We start from the raw sequence: 14,734 nt of genomic DNA, 5'->3' as shown, positions 1-14,734 counted from the left end.
ATCCCTGCTAAGCCGCGAAAATCAAGGGTATTTGTGACAAAGTTTATTAATCAGCAACAGCGGCTGCCGGCAGTGATGCCAGCAGCCGCTTTTTTGTTTCAGCGCATTATTGATCGCACATGCGCATCAATTGATGAGAATTCAACGATTATCCCCAGCGCGACTTTGCCCGATCATTCCAGCAACAAGCACTTACAAATTTCAAGAAACGCTGGAGATGCACCTATGAGTCTGCCGTCACATCCGCTGCCTGCGGGTAAGTCCAGGGCCGGGATGGTCTTTCGAGTCACATCCGGAAACTTCCTCGAACAGTTCGATTTCTTCCTGTTCGGCTTCTATGCCACCCATATCGCTGCCGCATTCTTCCCGGCATCCAACGAGTTCGCCTCGCTGATGATGACCTTCGCAGCCTTTGGCGCAGGCTTCCTCATGCGTCCGCTGGGGGCGGTGATCCTGGGTGCCTACATCGATGATGTCGGCCGCCGCAAAGGGCTGATCGTGACCTTGGCGATCATGGCCAGCGGCACACTGCTGATCGTGCTGGTGCCCGGCTACGCCAGCATTGGCCTATGGGCGCCGGCACTGGTACTGCTAGGGCGTTTGCTGCAGGGCTTTTCCGCCGGTGCCGAACTTGGCGGGGTTTCAGTTTACCTGGCCGAAATGGCAACGCCTGGGCATAAAGGTTTCTATGCCAGTTGGCAGTCCGCCAGTCAGCAGGTGGCGATTGTCGTCGCCGCAGCGCTCGGGTTTGCCCTCAACCAGTGGCTGAGTGCCGCCGAGATCGCCCAGTGGGGCTGGCGCGTACCGTTCGCCCTGGGCTGCCTGATCATCCCGATGATCTTCCTGTTGCGCCGTAATCTTCAGGAGACCGAAGAATTCACCGCCCGCAAGCATCGACCGAGCATGAAGCAAGTGCTGGCCACCCTGTTCGCCAACGCTAGCGTGGTGTTGCTCGGCATGCTGATGGTGGCGATGACCACCACTGCCTTCTACATGATCACCGTGTATGCCCCGACCTTCGGCAAGACCGTGCTGCAACTGAGCACCAGCGATGCGCTGATCGTGACCTTGCTGGTGGGGGTGTCGAATTTCGTCTGGTTGCCCATTGGTGGCATGCTCAGCGACCGCTTCGGGCGCAAGCCGCTGCTCGCTGCGATGTCGCTACTGACCGTGCTCACGGCGTATCCTGCGCTGTCGTTTCTGGCGCAGGCACCAAGCTTTGGGCATATGCTCGAAGTGCTGTTGTGGTTCTCGTTCCTTTATGGCCTGTACAACGGTGCGATGATTCCGGCGCTGACCGAAATCATGCCCGTGGAAGTACGGGTGGCCGGCTTCTCGCTGGCGTACAGCTTGGCAACTGCCATCTTCGGCGGCTTCACCCCTGCCATCTCGACCTGGATGATTCACGCAACCGGTGACAAGGCTGCCCCTGCTTACTGGCTCATGTTTGCCGCTTTCTGTGCGTTCGTCGCTACCTGGCTGCTGTACCATCGGTTGGCCACTCGTGCAGCGGTGGCCGCATGAAACGATCGATCGGTGCTTTGCTGTGTGTTGCCTTGCTGGCCGGCTGTGGCCTTGCCCAGGCGGCCGAGCTTACGGTGATGACTTCGGGTGGCTTCACGGCTGCCTACAAGCAGCTTGGGCCGCAGTACGCAGCCCGCAGCGGTGATACGTTGGTCACGGTTCTGGGCCCGTCCATGGGCAAGGCCGCCGAGGCCATTCCCAATCGACTGGCACGGGGTGAGCACGCTGATGTGGTCATCATGGTCGGCTACGCGCTGGATGAGCTGATTCGCCAGGGTAAGGTCGATCCGGTATCGCGTGTGGAACTGGCCGACTCGCGTATTGGCCTGGTGGTTCGGGAAGGGCAGGCGAAACCTGCGATCGGCACCGCCGCCGAGTTGAAGCAGACGTTGCTTGCAGCCACATCCGTGGCCTACTCGGACAGCGCCAGCGGTGTGTACATCGAGAACCAGCTTTACAAAAAGTTGGGTATCCACGACCAGTTGGCGGGCAAGAGCACCATGGTCGAGCGCGTACCCGTGGCGGCGCAGGTCGCCAAGGGCGACTACCAACTGGGCTTCCAGCAGGTTGCCGAATTGCTGCCGGTGCCGGGCGTTACATACGTTGGCAAGATTCCAGAAAGCTTGCAGTCGGTAACACGCTTCGCTGCTGGCATTCCGAAGAACGCACGGCACCCTGCCGAGGCCAGGCAGTTGCTGAACTACCTGGCTTCCCCCGACGTGCAACCCACCGTGCGTGCTACCGGGCTGGATTCAGTGGCCCGGTAGAACCCCGGGGAGTTCGCGAATCAGCCTTATCATTTCAAGTGCCGCGGGCGTCAATGTGCGGCCGCGGCGCTTGAGCAGGCCCATCTTGCGGGTTACCTCCGGCTCGACCAGTGCAACGCTGGCGAGTATCGGGTGCGGCGTCATCGGCAAGGCAATCGACGGAACCGCGGCGATACCCAGGCCGGCTTCGATAAGACCCAGCAGGGTCGTCACGTGCCTGGCCTCGCACACGCTGTTCTTGCTGACGGGCATCCCGGCCAGCGCCCGGTCCAGCACCAGGCGGTTCCCTGATGATTTACCCAATGTGATGTAGTCATGCGCATAGGCTTGCGCCCAGGTCACCTGCGTTTGCCCGGCCAGCGGGTGATCCTGCCGGCAGGCGATGACGTAGCGCTCTTCGAGCAAGACACTGAACTCGATTTCTGGGGCGAGGTTGCCGGTGAAGCTCAGGCCGAAGTCGGCTTCGCCTGAGGCCACGGCGGCGCTGACATCATTGGCGGAGGCGTCGTGCAGGTTGATGCGCACCTTCGGGTACTGCGAGTGAAAGGCGCGGATCGCGTGGGGCATGAAATAATAAGCAGCTGAAGGCACGCAGGCGATAGTCAGGGAACCGGTGCGCAGCGCACCCCCGTCGCCGACGCTGAGCAAGGCCAGGTCCAGGTCGTCGAGCAGGCGTTCGACCTGGGGCAGGAAGGCGCGCCCAAGGTTGGTCAGCGACACCTTGCGCGTGGTGCGTTCAAGCAGCTTCACGCCAAGCGCTGATTCCAGCTTTTCGATGCGCCGGCTCAAGGCCGACTGGGTGATGCGGATGGTATCCGCAGCGCGGCGGAAGCTGCCTTGTTCGACCACGGCGCGGAAGGCCTGCAAGTCGTTCAGGTCGAAATTGATGCTCACCCAAGGCTCCGCTGGTTTGATCGAAAGCGTGCATCAATGGTATTTCGAAAAAACCGGCGGAGCTAGCAGCATCAGATCTGCATCGCCATGCCATCCACATTCATCGCCGCCTGGCGCAGGGCCTCGGAGCGGGTGGGGTGCGGGTGGCAGGTGAGGGCGATGTCTTCTGCCGAGGCCGAGAACTCCATGGCCACGCAGAACTCGCCGATCATCTCGCTGACGCTTGGGCCCACCAGATGCACGCCGAGGACTTCATCGGTTTCGGCATCGGCGATGACCTTGGCGAAGCCTTCGGTCTCATGGTTGATCTTGGCACGGCTGTTGGCGGTGAAGGGGAACTTGCCTACTTTATAGGCACGCCCTTCGGCTTTGAGCTGCTCTTCGGTCTTGCCCACGGTGGCCAGCTCCGGGCGGGTATAGATCACCCCAGGGATGAGGTTGTAGTTGACCTCGTGCGGCTTGCCGGCAATCCGCTCGATGCAGGCTACCGCCTCGTCTTCGGCCTTGTGCGCCAGCATCGGGCCGGAAGTGACGTCACCAATCACCCATACACCTGGCACTGAGGTGCGGTGGTGCTGGTTGCCGAGCATGCCGCGCTTGTCGGTTTCCAGGCCCACGCTTTCAAGGTTCAGCCCTTTGGTATAAGGGCGGCGGCCGATAGCTACCAGCACGTAGTCGGCCTGCAGCGATTCTGCGCTGCCGCCGGCGGCAGGCTCCAGCGTCAGGCTAACCCCATCGGCAGTAGCAGTGGCTTGGGTGACTTTGCTACCCAGCTTGAACTCCATGCCTTGCTTGGCGAGTGCCTTTTGCAGGGTCTTGGCGGTTTCCGTGTCGGTACCTGGGCAGATGCGGTCGAGGTATTCGATAACGGTTACCTGGCTACCCAGGCGACGCCACACCGAACCCAGCTCCAGGCCGATCACGCCGGCACCTATCACTACCAGGTGCTTGGGCACTTGCGGCAGCGACAGCGCGCCGGTCGAATCGATGATGCGCTGGTTATCGATGGTCACGCCCGGCAGAGGGGTAGGCTCGGAGCCGGTGGCAATGACCACGTCCTTGGCTTGCAGCACCGTTTCGCTGCCATCTTCAGCTTTCACCACAACCTTGCCGACGCCATCCAGGCGGCCCCAGCCTTTGACCCAGTCGACCTTGTTCTTGCGGAACAGGTATTCGATGCCCTTGGTCAGGCCGGTCACGCTCTCGTCCTTCTGTTTCATCATCTGGGCGAGGTTGAGGGTGGGCTTTACTTCAATGCCGAGGTGGGCGAACTCTTCACCGCTGGCGGCCTCGTACAGTTCGGAGGCATGCAGCAGTGCCTTGGAGGGCATGCAGCCCACGTTCAGGCAGGTGCCGCCCAAGGTCGAGCGGCCTTCAACACAAGCGACGCTCAGGCCCAACTGGCCCGCTCGGATGGCTGCGTTGTAGCCGCCAGGGCCACCGCCGATGATCACCACGTCATAGGATTTCATGGGTTCAACTCCAGGATGAGAAAGCGAGAGGGGCACAAGGTTAAGCCGAGACGCAAGAATTGTATACAATCCACTGTGTGGATAAGATCAGTTGGTTCTAGACCATGGTCTTGTTTAGAGGAAAGCTCCCACGAATGAACTACTCTGATCCGGCGACGTTCGAAATATCAGGCGTCGTGGCCAATTTCGGACAGGAGGGTCGTTCATGCTTGCGCAACTTCCACCGGCACTTCAGAGCTTGCACCTGCCGCTGCGGCTGAAACTGTGGGACGGTAACCAGTTCGATCTGGGACCAAGCCCCCAGGTCACTATCCTGGTCAAGGAGCCACAGCTGATCGGCCAGCTGACCCACCCAAGCATGGAACAGCTGGGCACTGCATTCGTCGAAGGCAAGCTGGAGCTGGAAGGCGATATTGGTGAAGCCATCCGTGTATGCGACGAGCTGAGTGAAGCGCTGTTCACCGAGGAAGATGAACAGCTGCCGCAACGCCTGTCTCATGACAAGCACACTGACGCCGAAGCCATTTCCTATCACTACGATGTTTCCAACGCGTTCTACCAGCTATGGCTGGATCAGGACATGGCCTATTCGTGCGCCTACTTCCGTGAACCTGACAACACGCTGGATCAAGCGCAGCAGGATAAATTCGACCACCTTTGCCGCAAGCTGCGGTTGGACGCGGGTGACTACCTGCTCGATGTCGGTTGCGGTTGGGGTGGGCTGGCACGGTTCGCTGCACGCGAATATGGCGCCAAGGTATTCGGCATTACCTTGAGCAAGGAGCAATTAAAGCTCGGCCGCCAGCGAGTCAAAGCCGAAGGCCTGGCCGACAAGGTCGAGCTGCAGATTCTGGACTACCGCGACCTGCCACAGGATGGACGCTTCGACAAGGTTGTGAGTGTTGGCATGTTCGAACACGTCGGGCATGCCAACTTACCGTTGTATTGCCAAAAGCTGTTCGGGGCAGTGAGGGAAGGGGGGCTGGTAATGAACCATGGCATCACTGCCAAGCACGTTGATGGCAGGCCGGTTGGGCGCGGTGCGGGTGAGTTTATCGACCGCTATGTATTCCCCCATGGCGAGCTACCCCACTTGTCGATGATCACCGCCAGCATCTGTGAAGCAGGGCTGGAGGTGGTGGACGTGGAAAGCCTGCGTTTGCATTACGCCAAAACCCTGCACCACTGGAGCGAGAACCTGGAGAACCAGCTGCACAAGGCGGCGGCGCTGGTGCCGGAGAAGACCTTGCGAATCTGGCGGCTGTACCTGGCCGGGTGTGCTTATGCGTTCCAGAAGGGATGGATCAATCTGCATCAGATTCTGGCGGTCAAGCCGTATGCCGATGGGCATCATGACCTGCCCTGGACCCGCGAGGACCTGTATCGCGGATAACGCATCCCGCACTCATAGGACTGCACATCACTTACTGATTTAGCAGGGACCCTGTGGGAGCGGGCAAGCCCGCGAACACCGGCGCAGCCGGTGCCATGCACCGCGCTGGATTCTTCGCGGGCAAGCCCGCTCCCACAGGTATCTGCTTAAAACCTGGGCTTATCGATGCTTAAAGAATCGGCGAAATCAGCCGTGCAATCCGCATCCCCAATTGCTGCAGCCGATGAGTGTCGCGGCTATCCTCCGCCGTAATTTCCCGCGACTGCTCAAAGTCATTTATCAACATGTGCTCAACCTGGTCTGCAAAGCTGCGGTCGACGGTCAGCAGGGTGATCTCGAAATTCAGACGGAACGAGCGGTTGTCCAGGTTGGCACTGCCGATGGCGCTGACGTCATCATCCACCAGCACCACCTTCTGGTGCAGAAAGCCCGGCTGATAGCGGAACATACGCACCCCCGCGCGTACCGCTTCGAAGGCGAACAGGCTGGAGGCGGCATAGACAACACGATGGTCTGGCCGCGAAGGGATCAGTACCCGCACATCAACCCCACGCAGTACCGCCAGCCGCAGGGCGGCGAACACTGCCTCGTCTGGGATGAAATAGGGGCTGGTGATCCACACCCGTCGGGTAGCCGAATGGATCGCTTCGAGGAAGAACAGTGAGCAGGTTTCCTGTGGATCGGCCGGGCCGCTGGCCAAGGCCTGGCAAAGCACGCCGTTATCTGGGTAGGTATCCGGCAGGATCAGCGGCGGTAACTGGCGCGTGGCCCAGTACCAGTCTTCGGCGAATGACTCCTGCAGGCAGGCCAGCACTGGCCCGCTGATCTGCACATGGGTATCACGCCAGGGGGAAAGCTGTGGGTGCTCGCCGAGGTATTCGTCGCCCACGTTATGGCCACCGATGAAACCGAGCAGGCCGTCCACCACCACAATCTTGCGATGGTTACGGAAGTTCACCTGGAAGCGGTTGAACCAGCCGCGGCGAGTGGCGAAGGCATGGATTTGTACACCACCGTCACGCAGTTGCTGGCTGTAGTTGGCTGGCAATGCATGGCTGCCGACTCGGTCGTAAAGCACGAAGACTAGCACCCCTTCGGCAGCCTTGCGCAACAGCAGTTGCTGTAATGCCTTGCCGAGGTTGTCGTCATGGATGATGAAGAACTGCACCAGCACCACATCGCGGGCTTTGTCGATGGCGGCGAAGATGGCATCGAAAGTGGCTTTTCCATCAATCAGCAATTTCACTTCGTTGTTGGCCAGGCAAGGCATGCGCCCCAGTTTGGGCATGGCGCGCAAGGCTGCGTAGCTTTCTGATTCACGGGCGGTGAGGGCCTCTTCCACCCAAGGCCGCCAGTTGAGGTTGGCCATGGCCACGTGCATTTCCTGGTTGGCCTGGCGCCTGGCCTTGATGTAGGCATAGAACGAACGGGCGCCAAAAACCAGATAGGGGATCAACGTAAGGTAGGGGATGAAGAACAAGGGCATGGCCCAGGCGATGGCGCCTTGGGCGGTACGCACGGTAAAGATCGCGTGCAGTGCGGCGACGATACCCAGTAGGTGAATCAGGCCGAGTAGGTAACCAAAAAAGTAGGGGCTGTGGTAATCCATATGCATCCTGCTTGCCGAGTACACTTGAGCTAACAGAACACGTTCCCGGTCCGCCTTGCAACCTGAAGGTGGATTTGGCGTCCAAGGTTCAGCCCGGCCCGCTTGGCCGGCTTTTTCCAGGAGCGATCGTCCATGAAGATTCGTCTGCCAGTGTTGGCGTTGGCCCTAGCTGTGAGCAGCCCGCTGGTGCATGCCCAGATGCTGCAACCAGGTTTGTGGGAGCTGACTACCAGCAACATGCAGGTCGATGGCAAGCCGTTACCCGACATGCAGTTCATGCTCAGTCAGTTGAAAAACCTGCCGCCAGAGCAGCGCGCGATGATGGAGGGGGTGTTGGCCAAACAAGGGGTGGCTGTGGGTGGCAACGGCGTGCGTTCCTGCCTGACGCCCGAGCAGGTGGCGACCAACGATATCCCTTTGCAGGACCCGAAGTCAGGTTGTACCCAGAAGATCACCGACCGTACAGGTAATGTTTGGAAGTTTCAGTTCAGCTGCCCCAAGGCGCAGGGTACTGGCCAGGCTACCTTCCTGAGCGATCGGGAATTCACCACTCAGGTCAGTGGTACCTTCAACGCTTCGGGTGTGCAGCAGCAAGGCAGCATGAACACCCGTGCGGTGTGGCTGGGCAATGATTGTGGCACGGTCAAACCGCGCAGCTGACATCCCATTGCCATTGGCTGGTGGCGACGGCGTCGTGAGCATGCAGGCTTTCTGCATGCTCAACGCGCAGCTTGAAGGCCGTGCTCCATTCCATTTGCCGTAGTGCTTTGTGTAGCCTTCGTGCGGCGTCTTCACAGAACATCAGGTTCTGCCCGTTGGCCAAGGCGAAGGCTTGTTCGTCCGCTCGTTTCACCGCAGTCTGCACAGCGGTCCCCAAGCTTGCTTCAACGCAATTGATCAGTTCAGTGATAGGTAAAACGTGTTGGTTGCTGCGTAGCCGCATCTGGATTTGCGCGGTACTCCTTTGACTGTGGGGCGTCGCCACAATACCTTCGGCGCTACCAAGCCACCGCAATATTGCGGACTTTTCAACCTGCTCCTCGCTGAAGTCGTCCATGAATTGCTGCTGAATCAACTGCCGTGCAAGCGCAGCCGAGCATGGACAGGTAGAGGAATAGGGTACGGAAACAGATAGTTCCACGTGGAACATTTCATTTTCTATCCGTGCATCGACCGTTACGGCGTAGCTTTTCCAGCCTGCCAGTGGGCTGATCAAGGCCGGCCTTTTCAGCAGATGCTCAAAGCGCAGGCGCAGGTAGGCTGCCGAAGAAAGTCCTTCATGGCTGCTCAGGAAATCAGCCAGTAGCTGCCTGATTGTTAGCGGGGTGAGGGGCTGGTGCTCCAATGACTCCAGGGCAAGGTAAAGCCGCGACATATGGATGCCGCGTGAGCTGCCGTCTACCAGGCTTACCCCCGCATCGATTTTGGCGGCTGCGGTGCGCCCTTCGAAGTGCACAGGCAAGGCGATCCCGCACATGCCCACCCAGTCCAATGGCAAGGTGTACTCCAGGGTTTGTGCAGCGATGTCGGGGAGCTTGAGCTGAGTCATCTGGAATTCCAAACAAAAAGAGTCATCACTGGCAACCGCCTACCAAGCTGCAATGCAGCTTGAAGCGCTGCCCGCTGGAGCTGGATACGCGGTTCAGGGTTGTCCAGCCAACGCGACGGCTGTAACCCACCCAGGCTTCGCCATCGCTGGCCAGGCCGGTAAAAAAGGTCAACGTGCCATAGCGGCTGTTGGTTTGTGCCCACAGGCGCCGGCTGCCGAAGTCATAGCCGCGCAGGTAGAACGTGCTGCCATCGCTGCGTACGCTGTAGTAACTGCCCTTGCCATCCTGGCAGGCAAGCAATGTCGCACTGCGGGTACACATCGCCAACGGGCTGCTCTTTGGCATGGCGAACAGCGAAGTGGGCATGGTGAGCATCAGCAACACCATGGCGCGTGGCAGGTTCATTTTTCACCCCCGGTGAATACGCGTCCGTCGAGAACGGCTTGGCGAAATTGTATTGTTACTTTATAACATTGTGCAATGCATCGTTTCGAATGCGCTCGCCTGAAGAGGTTTCGCCATGTCCAATCGTCTCCCCGTCACCGTGCTGTCCGGCTTTCTTGGCGCCGGCAAGAGCACTTTGCTCAACCATGTGCTGCGTAATCGCGACAACCTGCGGGTTGCGGTGATCGTCAACGACATGAGTGAAATCAACATCGACGCCAGCGAGGTGCAGCGCAACGTCAGCCTTAACCGCGCTGAAGAGAAACTGGTCGAGATGAGCAACGGCTGCATCTGCTGCACACTGCGTGAAGACCTGCTCGAAGAGGTGGCACGGCTGGCAGAAGAAGGCCGTTTCGATTATTTGCTCATCGAGTCCACCGGGATCTCGGAGCCGTTGCCGGTTGCCGAGACGTTCACGTTTCGCGACGAGCAGGGCCGCAGCCTGTCCGACATGGCACGCCTGGACACCATGGTCACTGTGGTCGATGGCCTGAATTTCATGCGCGATTACCAGGCAGCAGACAGCCTGGCCAGCCGTGGCGAAACGTTAGGTGAGGAAGACGAGCGCTCGATCAGCGACCTGCTGATCGAACAAGTCGAGTTCGCCGACGTGCTGCTGCTGAGCAAGATCGACCTGATCAGCCAGCACGAGCGCGATGAGCTCATGGCCATTTTGCGCAGCCTCAATGCCCGGGCGCAGATCGTGCCCATGGTCATGGGCCAGGTGCCGTTGGCACGCATCCTGGACACTGGCCTGTTCGACTTCGATCAGGCTGCCCAGGCGCCTGGCTGGTTGCAAGAATTGCGCGGCGAGCATGTACCGGAGACTGAGGAGTACGGCATTGCGGCCACCACCTGGCAGGCCCGGCGACCGCTTCATCCACAACGCTTTTTCGACTTTATCCACAAGCCCTGGAGCAATGGTCGGCTGCTGCGTTCAAAGGGCTTTTTCTGGCTGGCCAGCAAGTATCAGGAAGCCGGTAGCTGGTCCCAGGCGGGTGGCATGATGCGCCATGGCCTGGCGGGTCGCTGGTGGCGATTTGTACCGCGAGAGCAGTGGCCCCAGGATGTGGATAACACCACTGAGATCTTGAAACACTGGACCGCAGAGACCGGTGACTGCCGGCAGGAACTGGTGTTCATCGGGCAGAATATCGACTTCGAAAAGTTATCCACAATGCTTGATGCATGCCTGTTGACGGATGAAGAAATGGGCTTGGGCCACATGGGTTGGTTGCGCCTGGACGATCCATTTGGCCCTTGGCACCAGGAGCAAGCTGCATGAACCCGGCGCTACGGCCTGTGGACATCTTTCAGGTGTTCGGTGAAACGCCTCAGGTGCTTACCGAAGTATTACGAGATGGCGTGAACCTGGCGGTTTGGCGCCGGCGCTTGCCGCCACAGCTGGAGGATTTTGCCGAATTGGTGGTCAGCCTTGGCCAACCGCTTGCAGATCAGCGCGTAATCGATGTGGACGAGCAACGGATGCCGGTTTTGCCAGACCTTCTGCGTGAAGCGGCCGACTTGCAGGGCTACGAAGCCTTCGTAGCCGATGTGACCTGGCTGGTGGCTGCCTACGCCTGCCTGGTGGGTGCGCGGCGGGTCGGTTTGCGCTTGCGGGTACTGGCCGGCCCCATGTGCCCGCGTTTCCATGTGGATAACGTGCCTGTGCGGCTGCTCACCACTTACATAGGGCCGGGTAGCGAGTGGCTGCGAGAGCAGGAGAGCCCACGGGGTGAGTTACACACAGCACTTTCGCCTGTGGATAACATTCAGCATCTGCACGCTGGCGAGGTGGCTGTGCTTAAAGGCGAGAAGTGGCAGGGCAATGAGGGCGCGGGCCTGGTACACCGCTCACCCTCGGGCCAGCAGGGGCGCCTGCTGCTCAGCCTTGACTGGCTAGCCTGACGGCGCATAGTGAGCTACCACCCCGCCTGAAGCCATCCCATGCTGCAGAACATTCCCACCCATGTGATTGCCGGCCCACTGGGGGCCGGCAAGACCACCCTGATCCGCCACTTGCTGGCCCAGCGCCCGGACAACGAACGCTGGGCGGTATTGATCAACGAATTCGGCCTGGTTGGGCTGGATGCGGCTTTGCTCAGGCGTGACGAAGATGGCATCGCCATCGGAGAGGTTGCAGGCGGCTGCCTGTGTTGCGTCAACGGTATGCCGTTCCAGGTGGGCCTGGGCCGGTTGTTGCGCAAAGCCCGGCCTGACCGGCTGTTTATCGAGCCGTCCGGGCTGGGTCACCCGCTGCAGTTACTTGCTCAATTACAGCAGGCCCCTTGGGCTGGAGTGCTGACAATCCAGCCATTGCTGATGGTTGTCGATGCGCAATCCATGGCGCGAAATGAGCCGCTTCCGGAGGCCCAGCAAGAGGCTTTCAACGCGTCCCCAAGCGTGGTTTTCAATAAGTCAGAGGCTGTGGATGAAATATCTAAGTTGTTGATAACTAATAAATTTAATGACAAGCACATACTCTGGTCCGTACAAGGTCAGGTGCCTTTATCAAGCCTTCCAGGTGGGTGCGCAAAGATTGTCGACAGCCCATTTGATGAAAACAGGATTGTCGACAATCTTGGGCGAGCCCCATCAATAGTGTGGACAGACCCCGGCCAGCCGATCTGTCTTGCCCAGGAGGGGGAGGGAGGTTGGAGCATTGGCTGGCGCTGGCACCCTGCGCAGCGTTTTTATCCACAGCGCCTACAGGCGTTTTTGCGCGCTTGGCCATGGCGCCGCGCAAAGGGTGTTATCCACAGCAAGGAAGGCTGGCAATCATTCAACGGGCTGAACGGAACCATGCCTGACTGGCAGCCTAGCGACTGGCGCAGGGATACACGTATCGAGCTGATTTTTGATCAGCCGCAATCGCAACCCGCATTGCAGGCCGGGTTGAGCGAATGCCGCGTCAACTGATCAGTTGCGCCAGCGATTGTGTTCCTGTCGCCACTGCTGCATCTCGATGACGTTGTCGGTACGTGGCGGGGTCTTGATTTCGAACGGGTAGGGCGCCAGCTCAATCTGCACGCTGTGCGCGCCGAACTGGGTCACGGTACCGGGGTGGCGTTGCTCGCCGGTGACGGTGAACTCGAAGGCATAGATGCGTGCCAGGCGCTTGCGGCCATTGGCATCACGGACAAAGCCGATGCGCTTCAGCGCGACGGCGTCGTCGAGCAGCTCAAGGTCGAGCTTGGCGCAATGCTGTTTGACCCGGTCCAGGGCTTTTTCGCGCAACCCATGGTTGTGCCACAACCAGGCGCCTGCCGTGGCTACCAGCATCAGGACGAAGAGGTTCTCCAGGGTCAACATTTGCATATGCTCCAAACAGGTAGATCCAGCTTAACTGCGTCCCTGGCCTGTCGTACAGGTGGCAATCGAGTTCATACTGCGTTGCGCACAATCCTTTGAAACAGCTTTGGAAACCTCCCGCATGAAACGTACCCCGCACCTGCTCGCCATCCAGTCTCATGTGGTGTTCGGCCACGCCGGCAACAGCGCCGCGGTGTTCCCCATGCAGCGTATCGGGGTCAATGTCTGGCCGCTCAATACCGTGCAGTTCTCCAATCACACTCAGTATGGCCAGTGGGCGGGCGAAGTGCTTGCCCCGGCGCAAATTCCTGCGTTGGTAGAAGGTATTTCCAACATCGGCGAGCTGGGGCACTGCGATGCGGTGCTTTCCGGCTACCTGGGCAGTGCCGAGCAGGGGCGGGCGATCCTGGCCGGGGTCGAGCGGATCAGGGCGGTGAACCCGAAGGCTTTGTACTTGTGTGACCCGGTCATGGGGCACCCGGAGAAGGGCTGCATCGTGCCACAGGAAGTCAGCGAGTTCCTGCTCGACGAGGCGGCGGCCCGGGCCGATATCCTGTGCCCCAACCAGCTGGAGCTGGACAGCTTCTGTGGGCGCCGCGCGCAGTCGCTGGAGGATTGCGTGGGCATGGCGCGCAGCCTGCTGCAGCGTGGGCCGCAGGTGGTGCTGGTCAAGCACCTGGCTTACCCCGGGCGGGGCGAAGACCAGTTCGAGATGCTGCTGGTGACCGCCGAGCAAAGCTGGCACCTGCGCCGTCCGCTGTTGGCGTTCCCACGGCAGCCGGTGGGGGTGGGCGACCTTACCTCGGGCCTGTTCCTGGCGCGCGTGCTGCTCGGCGACAGCTGGGTACAGGCATTCGAGTACACCGCTGCCGCAGTGCATGAGGTTTTGCTGGAAACCCAGGCCTGCGCCAGCTACGAACTGCAGCTGGTGCGGGCCCAGGACCGCATCGCCCATCCACGGGTACGCTTCGAGGCGCAGTTGCTGGCGTTTTAAATAGCGTCGGTTTTCAGGTCCTGGTAGCGCTTCTCCAGTTCCTGGCGGATCTGGCGGCGCTGCTGGCCTTGCAGGAAGCGGCGCTTTTCTTCGCTGCTGTGCGGCTGGCGCGGCGGTACCGGAACCGGGCGGCGGTTGTCGTCGACCGCGACCATGGTAAAGAAGCAGCTGTTGGAATGGCGCACCGAGCGCTCGCGGATGTTCTCGGTCACCACCTTGATGCCGACCTCCATCGAGGTGTTGCCGGTGTAGTTGACCGACGCCAGGAAGGTCACCAGTTCACCCACGTGCACGGGCTCGCGGAAGATTACCTGGTCGACCGACAAGGTCACCACATAGCTGCCGGCATAGCGGCTGGCGCACGCATAGGCCACTTCGTCGAGGTACTTGAGCAGGGTGCCGCCATGTACGTTGCCAGAAAAGTTGGCCATGTCCGGGGTCATCAGGACGGTCATGCTCAGCTGGGCGTTTCCAGGTTCCATAGTGTGCTCACGGTGAGGTTGCGCTGAATCGGGCGAATGGAGGGCGTTATCTGCTGACACTTCTGTTCCCCTCTTTTGAATTTGCCTTGCTGATACGGGACGTTGGCTGACGCGCCATCGTCACGCTGATCATGCCATCAGCGGCGCGTTTCCAGCCGATCTGTTTCTGCATATTGCACCGGCTTTTTGCGGCGGGGTGCGATGTTAACCTGAGTACGCCCATGCAACATGGGGTTTCCTGCATTCAATACAGTATGTACTTGCTGCTCGCTCGGGTTTGCCTTGGCAGAGGA

At 59.9% G+C, this 14,734-nt stretch carries 15 protein-coding genes; 8 read left to right on the top strand and 7 right to left on the bottom strand.

Translation table 11 applies throughout. The features are described from left to right. The first annotated feature begins 225 nt into the window (after window positions 1–225). Window positions 226–1,524, top strand: a complete 1,299-nt coding sequence (locus ACIQUI_RS16160) for an MFS transporter (protein ID WP_403200307.1) — start codon at window positions 226–228, stop codon at window positions 1,522–1,524. Continuing rightward, entirely contained in the window at window positions 1,521–2,291 is a 771-nt protein-coding gene (locus ACIQUI_RS16155; RefSeq protein WP_403200305.1) for a substrate-binding domain-containing protein, read from the top strand. Before ACIQUI_RS16160 ends, ACIQUI_RS16155 begins: the two co-directional genes overlap by 4 nt. Here the strand turns inward: ACIQUI_RS16155 and ACIQUI_RS16150 are convergent. Both ACIQUI_RS16150 and lpdA read right to left on the bottom strand, forming a co-directional pair. Then, window positions 2,277–3,185, bottom strand: a complete 909-nt coding sequence (locus tag ACIQUI_RS16150; protein ID WP_403200301.1) for a LysR family transcriptional regulator — start codon at window positions 3,183–3,185, stop codon at window positions 2,277–2,279. The two genes, ACIQUI_RS16155 and ACIQUI_RS16150, sit on opposite strands and share 15 nt — an antisense overlap. Window positions 3,186–3,256: 71 nt before the next feature. Beyond that, window positions 3,257–4,657 carry a dihydrolipoyl dehydrogenase gene (gene lpdA / locus ACIQUI_RS16145; protein WP_403200299.1) on the bottom strand — a complete coding sequence of 467 codons (1,401 nt, stop codon included), beginning with the start codon at window positions 4,655–4,657 and terminating at the stop codon, window positions 3,257–3,259. A gap of 205 nt (window positions 4,658–4,862) precedes the next feature. Between lpdA and cfaB the strand changes: the two genes are divergently transcribed. Further along, window positions 4,863–6,050, top strand: a complete 1,188-nt coding sequence (cfaB, locus tag ACIQUI_RS16140; RefSeq protein WP_403200296.1) for a C17 cyclopropane fatty acid synthase CfaB — start codon at window positions 4,863–4,865, stop codon at window positions 6,048–6,050. 169 nt (window positions 6,051–6,219) lie between these two features. Here the strand turns inward: cfaB and cls are convergent, their stop codons facing one another. Next, a complete protein-coding gene (gene cls, locus ACIQUI_RS16135) occupies window positions 6,220–7,659 on the bottom strand; it encodes a cardiolipin synthase (RefSeq protein ID WP_403200293.1) in 1,440 nt (479 codons plus the stop codon). 132 nt (window positions 7,660–7,791) lie between these two features. On the opposite strand from cls, the gene ACIQUI_RS16130 reads away from it, so the two are divergent. Beyond that, window positions 7,792–8,319 carry a DUF3617 domain-containing protein gene (locus ACIQUI_RS16130; RefSeq protein WP_403200290.1) on the top strand — a complete coding sequence of 176 codons (528 nt, stop codon included), beginning with the start codon at window positions 7,792–7,794 and terminating at the stop codon, window positions 8,317–8,319. Here the strand turns inward: ACIQUI_RS16130 and folE2 are convergent. Next, entirely contained in the window at window positions 8,303–9,208 is a 906-nt protein-coding gene (gene folE2, locus ACIQUI_RS16125; protein ID WP_403200287.1) for a GTP cyclohydrolase FolE2, read from the bottom strand. The genes ACIQUI_RS16130 and folE2 overlap by 17 nt on opposite strands. Before the next feature lie 25 nt (window positions 9,209–9,233). Then, window positions 9,234–9,614, bottom strand: coding sequence for a glutamine synthetase (locus ACIQUI_RS16120; RefSeq protein WP_403200284.1), 381 nt, complete (start codon window positions 9,612–9,614; stop codon window positions 9,234–9,236). A 115-nt stretch (window positions 9,615–9,729) separates the two neighbouring features. On the opposite strand from ACIQUI_RS16120, the gene zigA reads away from it, so the two are divergent. From zigA to ACIQUI_RS16105, 3 genes are read left to right on the top strand one after another with little or no spacing between them, the layout of a single operon-like run. Further along, window positions 9,730–10,938: a zinc metallochaperone GTPase ZigA gene (zigA, locus tag ACIQUI_RS16115; protein WP_403200282.1), complete on the top strand. Its 1,209-nt coding sequence runs from the start codon at window positions 9,730–9,732 to the stop codon at window positions 10,936–10,938. Continuing rightward, window positions 10,935–11,561 (top strand): DUF1826 domain-containing protein, encoded by a 627-nt coding sequence (locus ACIQUI_RS16110; protein ID WP_403200279.1) that lies wholly within the window; start codon window positions 10,935–10,937, stop codon window positions 11,559–11,561. The genes zigA and ACIQUI_RS16110 overlap by 4 nt, the downstream gene beginning before the upstream one ends. 39 nt (window positions 11,562–11,600) lie before the next feature. Beyond that, the gene (locus ACIQUI_RS16105) at window positions 11,601–12,572 is read left to right on the top strand and encodes a CobW family GTP-binding protein (protein ID WP_403200277.1); all 972 of its coding nucleotides are present in this window, start codon (window positions 11,601–11,603) and stop codon (window positions 12,570–12,572) included. Here the strand turns inward: ACIQUI_RS16105 and ACIQUI_RS16100 are convergent, their stop codons facing one another. After that, the gene (locus tag ACIQUI_RS16100; RefSeq protein ID WP_403200274.1) at window positions 12,573–12,965 is read right to left on the bottom strand and encodes a DUF3301 domain-containing protein; all 393 of its coding nucleotides are present in this window, start codon (window positions 12,963–12,965) and stop codon (window positions 12,573–12,575) included. 121 nt (window positions 12,966–13,086) lie between these two features. Between ACIQUI_RS16100 and pdxY the strand changes: the two genes are divergently transcribed. Beyond that, on the top strand, window positions 13,087–13,959 hold the full coding sequence (gene pdxY, locus ACIQUI_RS16095; protein WP_403200271.1) for a pyridoxal kinase PdxY: 873 nt from the start codon (window positions 13,087–13,089) through the stop codon (window positions 13,957–13,959). On the opposite strand, the gene ACIQUI_RS16090 is transcribed toward pdxY, so the two are convergent. Continuing rightward, complete coding sequence (locus ACIQUI_RS16090) at window positions 13,956–14,441, bottom strand: acyl-CoA thioesterase (protein ID WP_003253263.1); 486 nt, start codon at window positions 14,439–14,441, stop codon at window positions 13,956–13,958. The genes pdxY and ACIQUI_RS16090 overlap by 4 nt on opposite strands. Window positions 14,442–14,734 lie beyond the last annotated feature (293 nt).

The sequence above is a fragment of the Pseudomonas sp. NPDC090592 genome, assembly GCF_044769185.1.
In the GTDB taxonomy this organism is placed as follows: domain Bacteria; phylum Pseudomonadota; class Gammaproteobacteria; order Pseudomonadales; family Pseudomonadaceae; genus Aquipseudomonas.
The sequence above is the reverse complement of the archived record's forward strand: the minus strand, read 5'-3'. Positions and strand labels throughout refer to the sequence as shown.

Excerpts from the sequence above, each read along its gene's own strand:
- ACIQUI_RS16160 (WP_403200307.1), top strand. The coding sequence starts at position 226 with ATGAGTCTGCCGTCACATCCGCTGCCTGCGGGTAAGTCCAGGGCCGGG.
- ACIQUI_RS16100 (WP_403200274.1), bottom strand. The coding sequence starts at position 12,965 with ATGTTGACCCTGGAGAACCTCTTCGTCCTGATGCTGGTAGCCACGGCA.
- cls (WP_403200293.1), bottom strand. The coding sequence starts at position 7,659 with ATGGATTACCACAGCCCCTACTTTTTTGGTTACCTACTCGGCCTGATT.
- ACIQUI_RS16090 (WP_003253263.1), bottom strand. The coding sequence starts at position 14,441 with ATGGAACCTGGAAACGCCCAGCTGAGCATGACCGTCCTGATGACCCCG.
- folE2 (WP_403200287.1), bottom strand. The coding sequence starts at position 9,208 with ATGACTCAGCTCAAGCTCCCCGACATCGCTGCACAAACCCTGGAGTAC.
- cfaB (WP_403200296.1), top strand. The coding sequence starts at position 4,863 with ATGCTTGCGCAACTTCCACCGGCACTTCAGAGCTTGCACCTGCCGCTG.
- lpdA (WP_403200299.1), bottom strand. The coding sequence starts at position 4,657 with ATGAAATCCTATGACGTGGTGATCATCGGCGGTGGCCCTGGCGGCTAC.
- ACIQUI_RS16105 (WP_403200277.1), top strand. The coding sequence starts at position 11,601 with ATGCTGCAGAACATTCCCACCCATGTGATTGCCGGCCCACTGGGGGCC.
- ACIQUI_RS16130 (WP_403200290.1), top strand. The coding sequence starts at position 7,792 with ATGAAGATTCGTCTGCCAGTGTTGGCGTTGGCCCTAGCTGTGAGCAGC.
- ACIQUI_RS16110 (WP_403200279.1), top strand. The coding sequence starts at position 10,935 with ATGAACCCGGCGCTACGGCCTGTGGACATCTTTCAGGTGTTCGGTGAA.
- ACIQUI_RS16155 (WP_403200305.1), top strand. The coding sequence starts at position 1,521 with ATGAAACGATCGATCGGTGCTTTGCTGTGTGTTGCCTTGCTGGCCGGC.
- ACIQUI_RS16120 (WP_403200284.1), bottom strand. The coding sequence starts at position 9,614 with ATGAACCTGCCACGCGCCATGGTGTTGCTGATGCTCACCATGCCCACT.
- zigA (WP_403200282.1), top strand. The coding sequence starts at position 9,730 with ATGTCCAATCGTCTCCCCGTCACCGTGCTGTCCGGCTTTCTTGGCGCC.
- pdxY (WP_403200271.1), top strand. The coding sequence starts at position 13,087 with ATGAAACGTACCCCGCACCTGCTCGCCATCCAGTCTCATGTGGTGTTC.